The 16,317-nt window shown below is 66.3% G+C and carries 12 protein-coding genes; 11 read left to right on the top strand and 1 reads right to left on the bottom strand.

The features are described 5' to 3' along the window. Positions 1–11 precede the first annotated feature (11 nt). The 5 genes from flgH to flgL all read left to right on the top strand — a co-directional run bounded on the left by flgH (position 12) and on the right by flgL (position 7,302). Entirely contained in the window at positions 12–704 is a 693-nt protein-coding gene (gene flgH, locus HF203_RS08055) for a flagellar basal body L-ring protein FlgH (RefSeq protein WP_168668482.1), read from the top strand. Between the two features lie 21 nt (positions 705–725). After that, positions 726–1,868: a flagellar basal body P-ring protein FlgI gene (locus HF203_RS08050; RefSeq protein WP_168668481.1), complete on the top strand. Its 1,143-nt coding sequence runs from the start codon at positions 726–728 to the stop codon at positions 1,866–1,868. Between the two features lie 2 nt (positions 1,869–1,870). Continuing rightward, entirely contained in the window at positions 1,871–2,926 is a 1,056-nt protein-coding gene (gene flgJ, locus HF203_RS08045) for a flagellar assembly peptidoglycan hydrolase FlgJ (RefSeq protein WP_168668479.1), read from the top strand. A gap of 98 nt (positions 2,927–3,024) precedes the next feature. Further along, positions 3,025–5,727, top strand: a complete 2,703-nt coding sequence (flgK, locus tag HF203_RS08040; protein ID WP_246221702.1) for a flagellar hook-associated protein FlgK — start codon at positions 3,025–3,027, stop codon at positions 5,725–5,727. Positions 5,728–5,748: 21 nt separating this feature from the next. After that, positions 5,749–7,302, top strand: a complete 1,554-nt coding sequence (flgL, locus tag HF203_RS08035; RefSeq protein WP_168668477.1) for a flagellar hook-associated protein FlgL — start codon at positions 5,749–5,751, stop codon at positions 7,300–7,302. A 21-nt stretch (positions 7,303–7,323) separates the two neighbouring features. Here flgL and fliT read toward each other — a convergent pair whose 3' ends face one another. After that, positions 7,324–7,677 (bottom strand): flagellar protein FliT, encoded by a 354-nt coding sequence (fliT, locus tag HF203_RS08030; protein ID WP_168668475.1) that lies wholly within the window; start codon positions 7,675–7,677, stop codon positions 7,324–7,326. A gap of 208 nt (positions 7,678–7,885) precedes the next feature. On the opposite strand from fliT, the gene HF203_RS08025 reads away from it, so the two are divergent. From HF203_RS08025 to mutL, 6 genes are all read left to right on the top strand, one after another. Further along, positions 7,886–9,145 (top strand): class I SAM-dependent methyltransferase, encoded by a 1,260-nt coding sequence (locus HF203_RS08025; RefSeq protein WP_168668473.1) that lies wholly within the window; start codon positions 7,886–7,888, stop codon positions 9,143–9,145. A gap of 22 nt (positions 9,146–9,167) precedes the next feature. After that, positions 9,168–9,857 carry a hypothetical protein gene (locus HF203_RS08020; protein ID WP_168668471.1) on the top strand — a complete coding sequence of 230 codons (690 nt, stop codon included), beginning with the start codon at positions 9,168–9,170 and terminating at the stop codon, positions 9,855–9,857. 474 nt (positions 9,858–10,331) lie between these two features. After that, complete coding sequence (locus HF203_RS08015) at positions 10,332–11,825, top strand: NAD(P)H-hydrate dehydratase (RefSeq protein ID WP_168668469.1); 1,494 nt, start codon at positions 10,332–10,334, stop codon at positions 11,823–11,825. A gap of 2 nt (positions 11,826–11,827) precedes the next feature. Then, positions 11,828–12,286 carry a tRNA (adenosine(37)-N6)-threonylcarbamoyltransferase complex ATPase subunit type 1 TsaE gene (gene tsaE / locus HF203_RS08010; protein WP_168668467.1) on the top strand — a complete coding sequence of 153 codons (459 nt, stop codon included), beginning with the start codon at positions 11,828–11,830 and terminating at the stop codon, positions 12,284–12,286. A 205-nt stretch (positions 12,287–12,491) separates the two neighbouring features. After that, positions 12,492–13,814 (top strand): N-acetylmuramoyl-L-alanine amidase, encoded by a 1,323-nt coding sequence (locus tag HF203_RS08005; protein ID WP_168668465.1) that lies wholly within the window; start codon positions 12,492–12,494, stop codon positions 13,812–13,814. Positions 13,815–14,360: 546 nt separating this feature from the next. Further along, positions 14,361–16,304 (top strand): DNA mismatch repair endonuclease MutL, encoded by a 1,944-nt coding sequence (gene mutL, locus HF203_RS08000; protein WP_168668463.1) that lies wholly within the window; start codon positions 14,361–14,363, stop codon positions 16,302–16,304. The last annotated feature ends 13 nt before the right edge of the window (positions 16,305–16,317 follow it).

Here is a 16,317-nt window from a genome sequence, read left to right as displayed (position 1 = left end):
CGAGGCACCGCATGAACACCCGCCCCTTGATGACACTGGCACTACTCTCCACCGCACTCTCCGGGTGTGCCAGCCTCGATCCGCCGCGCCCCGGCGACTCGCCCGAGTATCAGCCGGTGGCGCCGTCCACCGCGGCCGCCAGCGCCTTCAATACCGGCGCGATCTTCCAGCAGGCGCAGGCCAAGACCCTGTTCGAGGACTACAAGGCGCGGCGGGTCGGCGACATCCTCACCGTCGAACTCGACGAGAGCACCAATGCCCAGAAGACCGCCGAGACCTCGACCTCCAAGGACTCCGGCTATTCGATGGATCTCGGCAGCGTCAGCATTGCCGGTCGTCCGGTGACCGCCGGCGGTGCTTCGCTGTTCGCCGCCGAATCGAACGCCGGGCGCACCTTCGACGGTGCCGGTGACTCCAAGCAGAGCAACCAACTCACCGGTAGCATCACTGTGACCGTCGCCCAGGTACTGCCCAACGGCAACCTGGTGGTGCAGGGCGAGAAATGGCTGGGGATCAACCAGGGGCAGGAATACGTCCGGTTGCGCGGGATCGTGCGCCCGGTCGACATCAGCGCCAGCAATACGGTGCAATCGACCCAGGTCGCCAACGCCCAGATCTACTACGGCGGCACCGGGGCGCTGGCCGACAGCAATGGCCCGGGATGGCTCACCCGCATCGCCAACAGCCCGCTGTTCCCCTTCTGAGGGATGGGCAAGAGGTTTGACATGAACGATCGCAGTCGCGCCTTGCTGCTCTCGCTGCTCTTTTGCCTGCTGGCGCCACTGGCGTTGGCAGGCAATATCGAGGCCCCGGATGATGTCAGGATGACGCGGGTCAAGGACCTCGCCACCATCTCCGGTGTGCGCGACAATCAGCTGCTCGGCTATGGCCTGGTCGTCGGGCTCGACGGCACCGGTGACCAGACCACCCAGACCCCCTTCACCATCCAGACCATGAAGAACATGCTCGGCCAGCTCGGCATCACCGTGCCGGCCGATGTCAACCCCCAGCTCAAGAACGTCGCTGCGGTGATGGTGACTGCAGATCTGCAGCCCTTTGCCAAGCCGGGGCAGCGCATCGACATCACCGTCTCGTCGATGGGTAACGCCAAGAGCCTGCGCGGTGGCACCTTGCTGATGACCCCGCTCAAGGGCGCCGATGGTGAGATCTATGCCATGGCACAGGGTAATCTGATCGTCGGTGGTTTCGGTGTCGAGGGCGCCGACGGCAGTCGGGTCACCGTCAATGTCCCGAGCGTCGGCCGTATTCCCCGGGGCGCGACGGTCGAGCGCGAGGTGCCGAGCGCCTTCGCCCAGGGCGGGCTGATGGTGATGAACCTGCATCGTCCTGACTTCACCACCGCCAGCCGGCTTGCCGAGGCGGTCAATCGCACCTTCGGCAACGATGTCGCCCAGCCGATGGACGCCTCCTCAGTGCAGATCCATGCCCCGGCCGACCCGGGGCGTCGGGTCGACTTTGTCGCCACCCTGGAGAACCTGGAGGTGGAGACCGGCGAGCCCGCCGCCCGGGTGGTGATCAACTCACGCACCGGTACCGTGGTCATCGGTTCCGGGGTGCAGGTCTATCCCGCCGCCGTCTCGCACGGCAGCCTCACCGTGACCATCAGCGAGGACGCGCTGGTCTCGCAGCCGCAACCGCTCGGCGGTGGTCAGACCGCGGTGGTGCCCGATACCGACATCGACGTGACCGAGGAGAACAACCGCATGTTCCTGTTCGCCCCGGGGACCTCACTCGACGAGATCGTGCGTGCGGTCAACAACGTCGGCGCCGCGCCCGGTGACCTGGTCTCGATCCTCGAGGCGCTGCGCGAGGCCGGCGCGTTGCGCGCCGAGCTGGTGGTGATCTAGCCATGCTGCCGCTCGACTCCAGCTCTGCGCTCACCGCCCGGGCGGGCCTCGGTAACCGTCTGGCCGCTGACCCGGCGAGCCTGAAATCGCTCGGTACCGTGGTGCGGCGCAACGATGCCGCCGCGCTCGATACCGCCGCGCGCGCCTTCGAGTCGCTGCTGGTCGGGCAGATGCTCAAGCAGATGCGCACCGCCTCGCTCGGCGAGGGCATCCTCGACTCGCAGCACAGCCGCATGTACCAGGAGATGCACGATCAGCAGATCGCCGCCAACCTGAGCGAGGGGCGGGGGCTGGGCATCCGTCAGGCGCTGCTACGCCAGCTCTCGCCGGCGGGGCAGGCGCTCGATCCCGAGGCCGGCGCCGAACGCACCCTCAGCGTCCCCGAGCGCACCCCTTGGTTGCGGCGGATGCACCCGGCGGCGACCTCGACCGATGCGGCATCGACCGCCCGGAACGAGGAGGCCGCCCCGGGTGCGACCTCGACGGGCATCGCCCGCGCCGGCGCGGGGCGTTGGCCGCCGCGTGATGCGCAGGAGTTCCTCGACTATCTCGCCCCGCACGCCGAGCAGGCCGCCGCGCGCCTGGGGGTCGACCCGCACGTGTTGCTCGCGCAGTCGGCGCTGGAGACCGGTTGGGGGAAGCACGTGCCGCGTCATGCCGACGGTAGCAGCAGCTTCAACCTCTTCGGCATCAAGGCCAATCGCGCCTGGGAGGGCGAGCGGGTCTCGGTCGGCACGCTCGAGTATCGTGACGGCGTGGCGCGGCGCGAACAGGCGCGTTTCCGGGCCTACCCGAGTCCCGCTGGCTCATTCGAGGACTATGTCGATTTCCTCCAGCGCAATCCTCGTTATGGTGATGCGCTGGCCAGTGCCGACTCGCCGCGCGATTTCGTGCGTGGGTTGCAGCGCGCCGGCTATGCTACCGATCCGCGCTATGCTGAAAAGGTCCTCAGCATCCACGCCAGGCTGCAACGGATGAGTGCCGAGCAGGCCGCGGAAGCGACTGGTGCGACTCAAGTTTCTCGTGCCCAGGCCGATAAGACTCAGGCACGGGGGTAGGGGGTGCGGCGTATTCTTCATCACGGCCCAAGCGGGTGGTCGATCCTGGTTGACGGCACCCTGGCATCCATCAACCGGCAGATCCACGGGAGACGGGTATGAGTATTCTCGGGACGGGGGTATCGGGGCTGCAGGCCTTCCAGCGTGCGCTCGCCACCACCGGACACAACATCGCCAATGCCGCCACCGAGGGTTATACCCGCCAGCGGGTCGACTTTAGTACCCGCACGCCCCAGTTCACCGGTGGTTACTACGTCGGTCAGGGGGTCGGTGTCGACGGTATCCGCCGCATCCAGGATGACCTGGTCGATGCACGGCTGCGCACCAGCCTCTCGGACAACGGCTATGGCTCGGTTCGTGCCGGCTTCGCCGAGCGTGTCGACAGCCTGCTCGCCGACGCCACCACCGGCATGGCGCCGGTGCTCGAGAACTACTTCGCCGCTGTCCAAGACGTCGCCGACGACCCCACCTCGATCGCGGCGCGCACCGCCATGATCGGCGAGGCCGACAGCCTCGTCGAGCGGTTCTCGCGCGTCAGTGGCGAACTCCAGGAGCAGCGCGGTCTGCTCAACGGTCAGATCCGCGCCAGCGTCGACGAGATCAACCAGATCTCCGGTGCGATCGCCGAACTCAACACCCAGATCGTCACCGGTGATTCGCGCGGCAGCCAGCCCAACGACCTGCTCGACCAGCGTGATCTGCTGCTCAATCAACTCGCCGCGAAGGTCGATCTCAACACCACGGTGCAGAACGACGGTTCGATCAACGTCTTCATCGGTAACGGTCAGTCGCTGGTCGTCGGCGCCGAGGCCCGTGAGCTGGTCGCTCGCTCCTTCTCCGGCGACGGCAACCTCGAGATCGGTCTTCAGGTCTCGGGGGATCACCCGCCGGTGAACATCTCGCGCTTCATGACCGGCGGTGAGCTCGGCGCCATGCTCGAGACCCGCTCGAACATCCTTGATCAGGCGCAGAACACCCTGGGCTTCATCGCGCTCAACCTGGGGACGGCGTTCAACGAGCAGCATGCCCTTGGCATCGATCGGGACGGCAATCTTGGCGGTGAGCTCTTCTCCCTACCAGAGCCCGATGTCTTCCCGACCCCGGGGAATGGCGCGAGTGGTCAGATCGAGGTCACCATCGAGGACGTTGGTGCGTTGACGCCGAGCGACTACCAGCTGCGTTTTACCGGTAGTGCCTACCGCCTCGAGACCCTGCCTGATGGTACCGATATCCCCTTGACCCTCGACCCGGACGATTCGAATGTGCTGATCGGTGGTGGGTTGCGGATCGATACCAGCGATATCTCGGAGGCTGCGTCACGCGATCAGTGGTTGATCCAGCCGACGCGTTATGCCGCCGACTCGGTGGCGGTCGCGATCCGCGACCCGGAGAAGATCGCCGCCGCCGGGGCCATGGTCGCCGATGCCGGCGATCTCAATGCCGGCACGGCGCAGATCACCTCGATCGTCGCCGTTGACGGCGACGATCCGCGGCTGCTCAACAGCGCCGTGGTCGGCTACAACGGCTATGGCTATACCCTCGATGGCGTCGAGTTGCCGCCGAGCGCGGTCAACGTCGACGAGCAGGGTTTCACCACTATCAGCGCCAACGGTTGGGCGCTGACCCTCGATGGCACGCCCGAGGTCGGCGACGAGTTCTCCGTCGCCGGCAATGGCGGCGTCGACATTGCCCTCGATGAGGGCAATCTGCGCCCGGAGGTGGTCAGCCGCAGTGTCACCGACACCACTGACCCCGATTTGCTCAACGAGGTGGTGATCGAGTTCGACGGCACCGACTACACCCTCGACGGCGTTGCCCTGACACCACCGGATCTCACCACGCTGCCCTCGGGCAACATCCAAATCACCGCCAACGGCTGGCAGCTCGAGCTGCAGAACGATTGGATCGCCGGTGATCGCTTCACCGTCGGTGGCGGCGGCACCTTGGCGGTGACGCCGAACGCCGGCAACACTGGCACGGCAGCGGTGCTCGAGAGCCGCGTCACCGATCCCGAGGCGGATTTCTCGACGCCTTCGACTCTGGCCTTCAACGGCACCAACTACGTCCTCGACGGCACCGTGCTGCCGAATTCGGCGGTCGAGGTGGCGCCGGACGGCAATACCACCACCATCACCGCCGGCGGCTGGGCGCTGACCCTCGACTCGCAGCCCGCCGCGGGAGACCAGTTCGACATCGGCGGCCTTGCCGAGATCGCCGTCTATCCCGATCCGGCCAATGGTGTCAGCGCCGCCGAGGTGCGGGTGACCGACCGCGAGCACCCGCGTTTTGCCGATACCGTCGAACTCAGCTACGACGCCACCACCTTCCAGTACAGCCTCGATGGCGTGCCGCTGCCGACCTCGGCGGTGAGCGGGAGCGCCGATGGGCGAGTGACCATCGCCGCCAATGGTTGGGAGGTCACCCTCGAACGTGCACCCAATGATGGCGAGGTCTTCGAGATCTCCGGCAACACCCAGCGCACCGGCGACAACCGCAACATGCTCGAGCTGACCCAGCTCCAGGACGCACGTGTCCTGGAGGGCGACGAGAGCATCCAGAATGGTTACAACAGCCTGATCTCGGAGGTCGGCACTCAGACCCGTCAGGCGCAGATCGTGCGCGACGCCAGCGCCACCCAGCTCGAGTCGGCCCAGGCCCAGCGTGAGTCGATCTCTGGGGTGAACCTCGACGAGGAAGCGGCCAATCTGTTGCGCTACCAGCAGGCCTATCAGGCCTCGGCACAGGTGATTGCCACCACCAGTACCATCTTCGATACCCTGATCAACGCGGTCAGGCGCTAAGTTTCCCGGAGACCAGCCAGCATGCGTATCTCCACCCAGCAGGCCTTCCAGAGCGGCGTCACGGCAATGCAGCGGGCGCAGTCGAATCTCAGCCACACCCAGCTGCAACTGGCCACCGGGCGGCGTATCCTCACCCCCGCCGATGACCCCGCCGGGGCGACCCAGGCCGGTCAGCTCAATGCCGCGATCCGGGCCACCGAGCAGTACCAGCGCAACGCCGACTATGCCCGGCCACGGCTCGAGCAGGAGGAGGCGAACATCATCGCCACTGAAAACCTGCTGCAGCGTGCCCGTGAACTGGTGCTCGCGGGTAACAACGACACTCAGAACGACCAGACCCGTGGCTATCTCGCCAGCGAGATTAGACAGTTGCGCGACGATCTAATCGACATCGCCAACACCAAGGACGCCAACGACGAATACCTGTTCGCCGGGACCCGCTCGTTCGTCCAGCCCTTCAACAAGGAGGCTGACGGCTCGGTCGGTTATGTCGGCGCCCAGGGGGCTGGCGCGGTACGCGAGGTCGAACTCTCGTCGACCAGCACCATCACCGTCGGTGACAGTGGCGATGTCCTTTTCATGGACCTGCCCGAGCGCAGCGGTCAGGTGCTCGAGGCGCGCCAGCGGTTGGGTAATACTGGTTCGCTGGTAGTCGAGGGGACGCGGACCGTAGACCAAGAAAATCTAGCTTTGCCTTCGGCAGAACTGGATCCGGGAAATGATCCCACTAGTACGCTGCAGGTTGACAGTACGGAAGTTGATGACCAGGGCCGCTTTAATGCTCGCGTAAGCGAGCAATTTGAAATCGTTTTTGACGATAGTAGCGGCCCCATGCAATACAGCGTTTTGGATGAGGCTGGAAACTTTGTTCGAGATCAAAGTGGGGTAGAGATTAAGGATCGTGCTTATACGAGTGGAGATCCGATTATATTCGCTGGACGTCGCGTTACCCTAAGTGGAACTCCGATGACTGGAGATAAGGTAATTTCGCCGCCTCCAGAGGATTTTGAAGCTGACCTTTCTGCTCAATTTGAAATTAAGTTTTCAAAAAAAAGTAACGGCGATATGGTTTACACCGTGTCCGACGACCTTGGTAAACCGCTACTTGAAGATATTCCCTATAGCAGTGGGACTCCGATCGAGTTCGCCGGACGTAGCGTGACCCTGAGTGGCGAGCCCGACGATGGCGATGTCGTGGTCTCGCGTCCGGCCAAGGAGCGCGATATCTTCACCACCCTCGACGAGATCGCCACCGCGCTGGAAACCCCGGTGAGCGATCCCGAGGTCCGGGATCGACTCTCCGAGTCGGTCGAGATCGCGCTCGTCAACATCGACGCCGGGCTCGATCGTTTCAGTGAGGTCAGGAGTACCGTCGGCACCCGCTTGCAGACGCTCGAGACCCAGACCGAACTCAATGCCGAGCGCGGTCTCAATCTCGAGAGAGCGCTCTCTGACATCCAGGACCTCGACTACGCCGAGGCGATCAGTCGCTTCAGGCTGCAAGAAGTGGTCCTTCAGGCCGCGCAGCAGACCTATGTGCAGGTCAATCGGCTGTCGCTGTTCGACTTCCTCTAGGGTGTGTCTCGCGTCGACATCCTATTTGGGGCCTCCATAGGCCTTGCGCATCCGCTGCACGGTGTGTGCGGGGCGTTGGTCTTGGGGGGTCTCGCCGGGCGGTGTCCGCAGCCGTTGCAGCTCGCGTAGGATCTCGGCGCGTCCGGCGATCGCTCGCGTCTCGGCCCGGCCCTCCTGCTCGAGCACCTGTTGTAGTCGCTGTCGCGCCGACTCGCTCAGCGTCTCTGCCGAGACGCTCGCGCACAGCCGCTCGATCAGTACGCGCCGTCGTTTCTGCAGTCGTTCGACCAGCGGCCAATCGGCGCCGGTCGCGGCACCGAGTAATTGCGCGGTGGCATGTTCGAGTTGGCTGATCAGGTCGTCCGGCATGGTCATGGTCCGCGCCCCTTGTGACTAGGTTGAGTGGGGTGGCGTGCGACGGCCGCCCGGTGCCCGGACTGTGCCACCGGGAGCAGTTGCCGGGCAAGCACTGCTGGTTTTTGGATGCACTCTGGATCGGTGCTAGGATGCCGAGCATGCATGCGGGGCAGGTGGGCTGTGTGCGCCGCCTCCCGAACCTCCAACGTCAACTGGAGCGACGATCGTGACCGACTCCCAACGACTGCTCGATCAAGCCATCGAACATCAGCGTGGCGGACGGGCTGAAGCCGCCGAATGGCTGTATCGTGCGGTGCTGGCGCTCGACGCCGATCATGCCGAGGCCAATCACAATCTCGGTATCATCGAGATCGAGCGTGGTGATGTGGATGCCGGGCTGGCGCACGTCCAGCGGGCGCTTGATCTGGCCCCGGAGATGGGTGGTTATTGGCTGACCCTGATCGAGGGCCTGCTGGTCGCCAAGCGCCCGACGGAGGCCGCCGAGATGATGGAGCGGGCGCGCGGCCTCGGGCTCGACTCGCCGGAGGCCGACGCGCTCGGTGTACGTCTTGCCGAGGCCCTCGCCGGAGCGGAGCAGACACCACCGACGACGACGGGCTCGCCCCCGAGTCCGGCACCAGCCCCGAGCCCGGTACCCGAGGTGGGGACGCTCGCTGCCGGTGAACCGGTGCCACCGTCACCCGCCGGAACCGATACGCCATTGCTGCTCACGCTCGCCGATGGCATGCGCATCTATGTCCCCAATGATATCGACGCCATGCCGACCTACCTGTTGCTCGAACACGAGGACTGGCCCGAGCCCGAGTTGGCGCTGGTGCGCCGCCTGGTCGAGGGTGATGATCTGGCCCTCGATCTCGGCGCTGGCCTCGGTGTCTATAGCTTGGCGATGGCGCATGCGATGGGGCAGGGGAGTGGGCAGGTGTTGGCGCTCGAGCCGGTGGCCGAGTCGGCGGCGTTGTTGGCGCTGAGCCTGACCGAAAACGACCTGGTCGGGCGAGTCCACGTGCTCGAGCAGGCGCTGGCCGCCGCCCCTGGGACGGTCGAGATCAAGGTTCGCGAGCCGGTGCGTCCACATAGTCTGGAGCCCCCCCAGACCACGCGTACCGTCTCTGCACTCACCCTCGATGGGCTCCTGCAACAACCGGCATGGCCGGCCGCCGCCAGCCCTGCGCTGGTGCGTCTGAACCTAGCCGATGCCGACCTGCCCGGGGTGCTCGACGGAGGGAGGGCGTTCTTCGCCGCGTACGATCCGTTGCTGATGTTCCGGGTCACCCCAGCGGCCGATCTGGGGGCATTGCGCCAGGCACTCGGGGCGATCGGCTATCAGCTCTACCGTCAGGTCGATGCCCTCGGTGCGTTGGCTCCCTGCGGTACGGAAGAAACACTCGACGGGCGCCGGCGCAACCTCTTTGCCAGCACCTCAGCACGGGCCGAGCGGCTGCGTGGACGTGGCCTGATGGTATGAAGCGGCTCAACTGGAGATGACGATGACCGAGAGCGCATGGTACATCCGGCTGGGCAACTACCCCTATGCCCAGCCCTTCCTGATCGATTGGCAGATCGCTGATCACGATCGTGATCCCTTCTGGTCACGCTACGAGGCGGCGCTCGAGCGCTACCTCGACAGTCACGACCAGGATGCTGCGGTGGGTGAGCGCTATCAGGCGCTGACCGAGGCGCTGGCGCGTTTTGTCGAGATTCGTTCCGAGGGCGACGGCCATCTTGCCACTCGCATGGCATTGATCCGCATCCTCTTCGACCTCGGTGAGCGTCAGCGGGCCGGTAACGAGGTGGCGGCCCTGCTCCAGGGCATGACCTGGCTGGCCGAACCGATCCCGGATGATCTGCAGATCCACGTCAATCGACCGTTGATTGCGCCCATGCCGGCCTTCGATCGGCGTCCGGTCAGCGGTGACCTGGGGCTGTGGTTGCAGGCCGCGTTGCTCGAGACGCTCGAGGTCACCAAGGCCGACTCGTCTTACTTCCACAACGACCTGCATCTGTTCAAGCTGCTGTTATCCAACCCCAATCACAGCCTGGAGATGGAGCGTCGCCAGCGCCTGCTCGCCACCCGGTTGGGGATCCCGCTCGGCCCGCCCGAGGTTGCGGCCGCCGATCGTGACCTCCGCCCCGAGCGAAATGCCGAGGTCTGGTCGCTACTGCGCGCGCCGACCTGAGGGGCGCGTGGCGCCGCACGCCAAGCGCTGCTCGGCCTGAACACGGCGCGGCGCTGATGCGCTCGCGTCCAAGCACTGTCCTCGTCATGGGCGAGGACAGTGCAGTCCTGTCGACACGGCATCTCCGCGCATGCGAGCACGCTTGGGTCGTTGGCGATGGTGGCCGACGCCACGGTGTACTCGAGCACGCCCGGCCCGCCCCGCCATGAGTTCCAGCCCGCCACGATCGCCGGCGCCGAGCGAGGCGTCGGGTCGGTGCTCGGCTGAGTTCTGTTCGGTTGTGGCCGACCCGACCTGCTGGAGATCGAGCACTCGATCCGGGGTCCTCGGCGCCGTGCCGTCGGTGTCGCGCTCTGTCCTTGGGTGGCGATCGGCGTATCGACTGCGTTGCAGCTAACCGCTCTCTGGCTACTTGGCCGCGGAATCGACCGCGCAGTATCCTGCAAGCCCCATCCATCGACCTTGCCGACAACCATGATTCAAGCGTCGTCCCTCCCTCATGCGCTCTATCGTGCCGAGCAGGCCCGCGCGATCGATCGCGCCGCCTGTGCCCAGCTCGCCATCAGTGGTCGTGTGTTGATGGAGCGTGCCGCGCGTGCCGCACAACGACTGGTGCGCTTACGTTGGCCGCAGGCGCGGCGGATATGTGTGCTGGTCGGGGGCGGTAACAACGGGGGCGATGGCTATGCCCTGGCGCGGTTGCTGCGCGAGGCCGGACTCGAGGTGCGGGTGTTGAGTCTGGTCGATCCTGGGCGGCTGCACGACGAGGCGGCTGCGGCCTATCGCGATTGGCGGGATGTTGGGGGGCAGGTCGAGCCCTGGAGCGGGGTGTTGCCGGCGGCGGAGTTGTTGGTCGATGCCTTGCTCGGTATCGGCTTGGAACGACCGTTGCGTGCGACCTGGGCAGAGGCGGTGAGCGCGCTCAATGCTCATCCGGCCCCGGTCCTGGCGCTCGATATCCCTACGGGTCTGCATGCCGATCGCGGTTGTGTGCTCGGTGCGGTGGTGCGAGCGAGCGCCACCCTCAGCTTCATCGTACTCAAGCAGGGGGCGTTGACCGGGGCCGGTCCCGGCTGCTGTGGTCAGCTCTACTGGGATGCGCTGGGCGTGCCCGAGGCGTTGCTGGTGGCCGAGTCGGCGAGCGCGCTGCGAATCGACTGGGCCAGTCAGCGAACCTGTCTGGAAGCGCGTCGCGGCGACGTCCACAAGGGGCAGTGTGGCCATGTGTTGGTGATCGGCGGTGCGCCGGGGATGTCGGGAGCGGCGCGTCTGGCCGGTGAGGCGGCGCTGCGTGGTGGCGCCGGGCTGGTGACCATCGCCACCCACCCCGACCATGCGGCCCTGCTGAACCTGACCCGACCGGAGCTGATGGTGCGAGGGGTCGTCTCGGGCGCTGACCTGACACCCTTGCTCGCCGTTGCCGACGTGGTGGCCATCGGTCCCGGGCTCGGTCGCGATGATTGGGGGCGTGGGCTGTGGCAGCAGGCGTGCGAGTGCGGGTTGCCGCTGGTGGTCGATGCCGATGCCCTGAACCTGCTCGCCGAGGTGCCCGTGCACCGTGACGACTGGGTACTCACCCCACACCCGGGCGAGGCGGCCCGGTTGCTTGGTTGCGAGGGTGGGGCGGTGAGCGCCGATCGCTTTGCAGCGCTGGCGGCGTTGCGCCAGCGCTATGGCGGTACCCTGGTGCTCAAGGGGGCCGGGACCCTGGTCGGCGGTGCGGCCGAGACGCCGCCGGCGATCTGTAGCGATGGTAATCCCGGCATGGCGACCGCTGGCGCCGGGGACGTGCTCACCGGGGTCATCGCCGCGCTGATCGGCCAGGGGCTGACGTCGGAGCGCGCCGCCCGCACCGGCGTCTGTCTGCATGCCGCCGCTGGCGATCACGCCGCGCTCGAGGGTTCGCGTGGCATGGTTGCCGGTGACATCATCGCGGCCCTGCGCACCCTGGCCGATGGGAGTGAATAACCATGCATGAGATCCATCTCGCCGACGAGGCCGCTCAGCTCGCGCTCGGGGGGCGTCTGGCCGAACGACTGCGCGCGCCCTTCGTGCTCTATCTGCAGGGTGATCTTGGCTGTGGCAAGACCACCCTGACCCGTGGGTTGCTGCGTGGGCTCGGTCATCAGGGGGCCGTGCGCAGTCCGACCTATACCCTGATCGAGCCCTATACGCTCGCTACCACCCAGCTCTATCACCTCGATCTCTATCGGCTCACCGACCCCGAGGAGCTTGACTATCTCGGGCTGCGCGACCTGCTCGAGATCCCGGCGATCTGGGTGATCGAATGGCCGGAGTGTGGCGCCGGTGCGCTACCGCCGCCGGATCTACGACTGCAGCTCGAGCATCGGACCGATGGTCGTTGTCTGCGCCCCGTGGCCACCACCGAGGCGGGGTTGGCGCTGGCCCGTGTGCTCTATGAGGGATAGCTGTGGTGCAGGGGAGACAACGTGCTCCAAAGCTTTTCAAAAAGCTAGGCTAATCCTTGGTTTTTTCTTGGAATAGTTTGGGTGAAGCTGCTATCTTAAAAACAACGAATCGTCCACTGCCGGGCCTTGGTTGGCGCCTCTGTCGTGCTCCCGTGGCCCTTGAAAGACCGTGTCGCCGGCGTCCCGACGACCTTGAGGCTGCGACGTGAAACGGGTTTTTGCTCTCCTCTTCTGTGTCCTGCTGACCCGGCCCGTGCTCGCCGCACAGGTCACGGTCGAGGGTGCGCGCCTCGGTGTCGAAGACGGTCGCACCCGGGTCGTGCTCGATACCCGCACCGCCGTTACCCACAAGATCTTCACCTTGCAAGGGCCCGACCGGGTCGTCGTCGATCTCAGCGATGCTCGGTTGGCCGGCGCGCTACCCCGGCCGCGCGCCAATGATCCGGCGCTCGTCGGGTTGCGTAGCGGCATCCGTGACAAGACCGATCTGCGTATCGTCTTCGACCTGAAGGGACCGGTTCGGGTCAAGAGCTTCAGTCTGCCGCCGGAGCGCCGCCATGATCACCACCGTCTGGTGATCGATCTGTTGCCGCGTGCCGCCGATGCGCCGCCGCGTACCACGGTGGTGGCCGGTCGACGTCAGTCGCCCTCACGCCCTGAGGTGCTGATCGCCATCGATGCCGGTCATGGTGGCGCCGACCCCGGCGCCATCGGCAAGCGTGGCACCTACGAAAAGGATGTCACCCTGGCCATTGCCCGCAAACTCGCCGCCCTGGTCGAGCGCGAACCAGGTATGCGCCCGCTGATGATCCGCGACGGCGATTACTATGTGCGGCTACGCCAGCGCATCGAGAAGGCGCGTAAACACCAGGCCGATCTCTTCATCTCCATCCACGCCGATGCCTTCACCAACGATCGCGCCCACGGCTCCTCGGTCTATACCCTGTCGTTCAATGGCGCGAGCAGCGAGGCGGCGCGCTGGCTGGCCAATCGCGAGAACGCCGCCGATCTCATCGGTGGCGTCAACATCGCCGACAGCGACGACCTGCTCGCCAGCGTGCTCATCGACATGACCCAGAACGCCACCATTGAACACAGCACCGAGGCCGCCAGTGCCGTGCTCTCGCATCTGGGGCGGATCAGCGACCTGCACAAACGCCGTGTCCAGCGCGCGGGGTTCGCGGTGCTCAAGTCCCCAGACATCCCCTCGATGCTGGTCGAGACCGCCTTCATCACCAATGCCGAAGAAGAGCGACGCCTGCGTGATCCCGCCCACCAGGAGCGCCTGGCTCAGGCCATTCTCACCGGGATCAAGGCCTACTTCCGCAAGTACCCGCCCCAGGGCGCGTTGTTGCAGGCGGCCAACGGTCGGTCGAACCCGCGGCGCCATGTCACCCACCGTGGCGACACCCTTTCCGAGATCGCCCAGCGCTATCGTGTCAGCCTCTCCTCGCTGCGCGCCGAGAACGGCCTGATCGACGACACCATCCGCGTCGGCCAGGTGCTCGCCATCCCCGAGGACTCGTGACCTCGCCAGCCGCTAAAAAAGCTTGAACCGCAAAGGGGAGATAGCCACCGGCTTTCAGCTATCAGTCGCCAGTGAGGGGAGGGCTTGTCTCGTCCGCGATAGTTGATTACAGACCGATACTGGAGGCTGTTGACTGAAAGCTGACCACTTTCTTCGCGTCCTTCGCCCGTTCGCGGTTCGCGTGGGCTTTCAGTGGCCAACCTCCAGCAGAGCGCCACGCCTGCGCTGGGGGCCTGAACACACAAACCCTTTGCGCGCTTTGTGTCTTTGCGGTTCAATGCCGCTGGCCGCTGGCCGCTGGCCGCTGGCCGCTGGCCGCTGGCCGCTGGCCGCTGGCCGCTGGCCGCTGGCCGCTGGCCCGGCGGGTGAGAGGCGAGTCGATCGATGGGGTGAGTGACCGATAGGCCCAATGCCGATCATCGGCATTTGCGCGTGCTCTCTCATCCCATCCCGCCTTCAATCCCTTCGTGCCCTTGGCGCCTTTGTGGTTCGACCTATTGCTGGTCGCCCTTGCCGTCTGCGCGCCGATCTGGTTCCATCTGCGCGATGGCTTCCCCGATCCGTACCCTCGCTCCCCATCTCGTCAACCAGATCGCCGCCGGCGAGGTCGTCGAGCGTCCGGCCTCGATCGCCAAGGAGCTGATCGAGAACAGCCTCGATGCCGGTGCCGAGCGCATCGAGATCGAGGTGGAGCAGGGAGGGGTGAGGCTGCTGCGGGTGCGTGATGACGGTTGTGGCATCCCGCGCGACGAGTTGGGGCTGGCGCTCTCGGCCCATGCCACCAGTAAGATCGCCGCGCTCGAGGACCTCGACGGCATCGTTACCCTGGGCTTTCGTGGCGAGGCGTTACCGAGCATCGCCTCGGTCAGTCGCCTGACGCTGACCTCGTGTCCGCGCGAGGCGCCCGCGGACACCCCGGCCTGGAGTCTTGGTGTCGGTGCCGATGGCAGGCTCGAGTCGCCGCGCCCGGCCGCGCACCCGCCCGGCACCTCGGTCGAGGTGCGTGAGTTGTTCTTCAATACTCCGGCGCGGCGCAAGTTCCTGCGCACCGAGCGCACCGAGTTCGGACACCTCGAGCAGGTGGTGCGGCGTATCGCCCTGGCCTGTCCCGAGGTCGGTTTCGTGCTGCGCCACAATGGCCGCCAGGTGTTCGACCTCGCCCCGGCCGGTGGCGAGACGACGCGTGAGCGCGCCCGGCTCGCTCAGCTGCTCGGCCAGTCCTTCGCCGAGCAGGCGTTGACGGTGGAGGCCGAGGCCGTTGGGTTGCGGCTGCACGGTTGGGTCTTGCCGCCGGCCTTCTCGCGCAGCCAGGCCGACCAGCAGTACTTCTACGTCAATGGCCGCATGGTGCGCGATAAGCTGGTGGCGCACGCGGTGCGTCAGGCCTTCAGCGATGTGCTCCATCACGCCCGTCATCCGGCCTTCGTGCTGTTTCTCGAACTGCCGGCGCGTCAGGTCGACGTCAACGTCCATCCGGCCAAGCACGAGGTCCGCTTCCGCGAGAGCCGTCAGGTGCATGACTTCCTGTTCAGCAGTCTGCAGCGGCGACTCGCCAGCGGTGTACTCGGGGAGGCGGCGGCCGCCACGACTGCGCCTGTCGCGCCGCCCGAGGTGACCGACGCGTCTGCCCCGGTCGCTCCTCCTGGCGCTCGCCGGCGCTCGATGCCAGCGGCCCGCGCCGGGGGCGGCGCCATGGGGACGGCCTGCGGTGGGCATGATCGCGGCACGGGCGTTCATGCCGGGGTCGCCGAACGCCCGGCGCGCTATCAGGCCGATCTCCTCTTCCAGCAGCCACGCCCGGCGGCTGCGCCATTGGCGCCTGTGCCCGACGCCATGGTCGAGACGCCGACAGCCGCTACCGCGCCCCCGTCGCCACCCCATCAGCACGCGGCCTCGGCCGCCGCGCCGCCGCCACTCGGCTTCGCCTTGGGACAGGTCAATGGGGTCTTCCTGCTCGCGCAGGCCAGCGACGGGCTGATCGTGGTCGATATTCACGCCGCGCATGAGCGCATCGGTTACGAGCGGCTCAAGCAGGCCTGGGCGCGGGGGCGTATCATCTCCCAACCATTGCTGCTGCCGGTCACCCTTCAGGTCAGTCGGGCCGAGGTCGAGTTGCTGGAGACGCAGTGCGAGACCCTGGCTCGGTTGGGCCTGGTGATCGAGCCACTCGGTGCCGAGACCCTGGTGATCCGCGAGGTCCCGGCGCTATTGCGTCAGGCCGAGATCGCGCCGCTGGTGCGTGATCTGCTGTCCGATCTCGCCGAGCACGGCCGCAGTACGCGGCTCGATGCGGCCATCGACGCGGTGCTCGCGACCATGGCCTGTCACGGTGCGGTGCGCGCCAATCGTCGGTTGACCCTCGAGGAGATGAATGCGTTGCTGCGCGAGATGGAGCAGGTCGAGCGTATCGATCAGTGCAATCACGGTCGCCCGACCTGGGTGAAGATGACCCACGACCAACTCGACCGGCTGTTCGAGCGTGGCCGCTGAGCCGCGCGCACCC

Source organism: Marichromatium bheemlicum (assembly GCF_012276755.1).
In the GTDB taxonomy this organism is placed as follows: Bacteria; Pseudomonadota; Gammaproteobacteria; order Chromatiales; family Chromatiaceae; genus Marichromatium; species Marichromatium bheemlicum.
This window is presented reverse-complemented; position numbering and strand designations above follow the sequence as displayed.

Bases quoted from the DNA above. Each gene is read 5' to 3' on its own strand.
- fliT (WP_168668475.1), bottom strand. From the start codon at position 7,677: ATGACCATGCCGGACGACCTGATCAGCCAACTCGAACATGCCACCGCG.
- flgK (WP_246221702.1), top strand. From the start codon at position 3,025: ATGAGTATTCTCGGGACGGGGGTATCGGGGCTGCAGGCCTTCCAGCGT.
- tsaE (WP_168668467.1), top strand. From the start codon at position 11,828: ATGCATGAGATCCATCTCGCCGACGAGGCCGCTCAGCTCGCGCTCGGG.
- HF203_RS08015 (WP_168668469.1), top strand. From the start codon at position 10,332: ATGATTCAAGCGTCGTCCCTCCCTCATGCGCTCTATCGTGCCGAGCAG.
- flgL (WP_168668477.1), top strand. From the start codon at position 5,749: ATGCGTATCTCCACCCAGCAGGCCTTCCAGAGCGGCGTCACGGCAATG.
- HF203_RS08050 (WP_168668481.1), top strand. From the start codon at position 726: ATGAACGATCGCAGTCGCGCCTTGCTGCTCTCGCTGCTCTTTTGCCTG.
- flgJ (WP_168668479.1), top strand. From the start codon at position 1,871: ATGCTGCCGCTCGACTCCAGCTCTGCGCTCACCGCCCGGGCGGGCCTC.
- HF203_RS08020 (WP_168668471.1), top strand. From the start codon at position 9,168: ATGACCGAGAGCGCATGGTACATCCGGCTGGGCAACTACCCCTATGCC.
- mutL (WP_168668463.1), top strand. From the start codon at position 14,361: ATGGCTTCCCCGATCCGTACCCTCGCTCCCCATCTCGTCAACCAGATC.
- flgH (WP_168668482.1), top strand. From the start codon at position 12: ATGAACACCCGCCCCTTGATGACACTGGCACTACTCTCCACCGCACTC.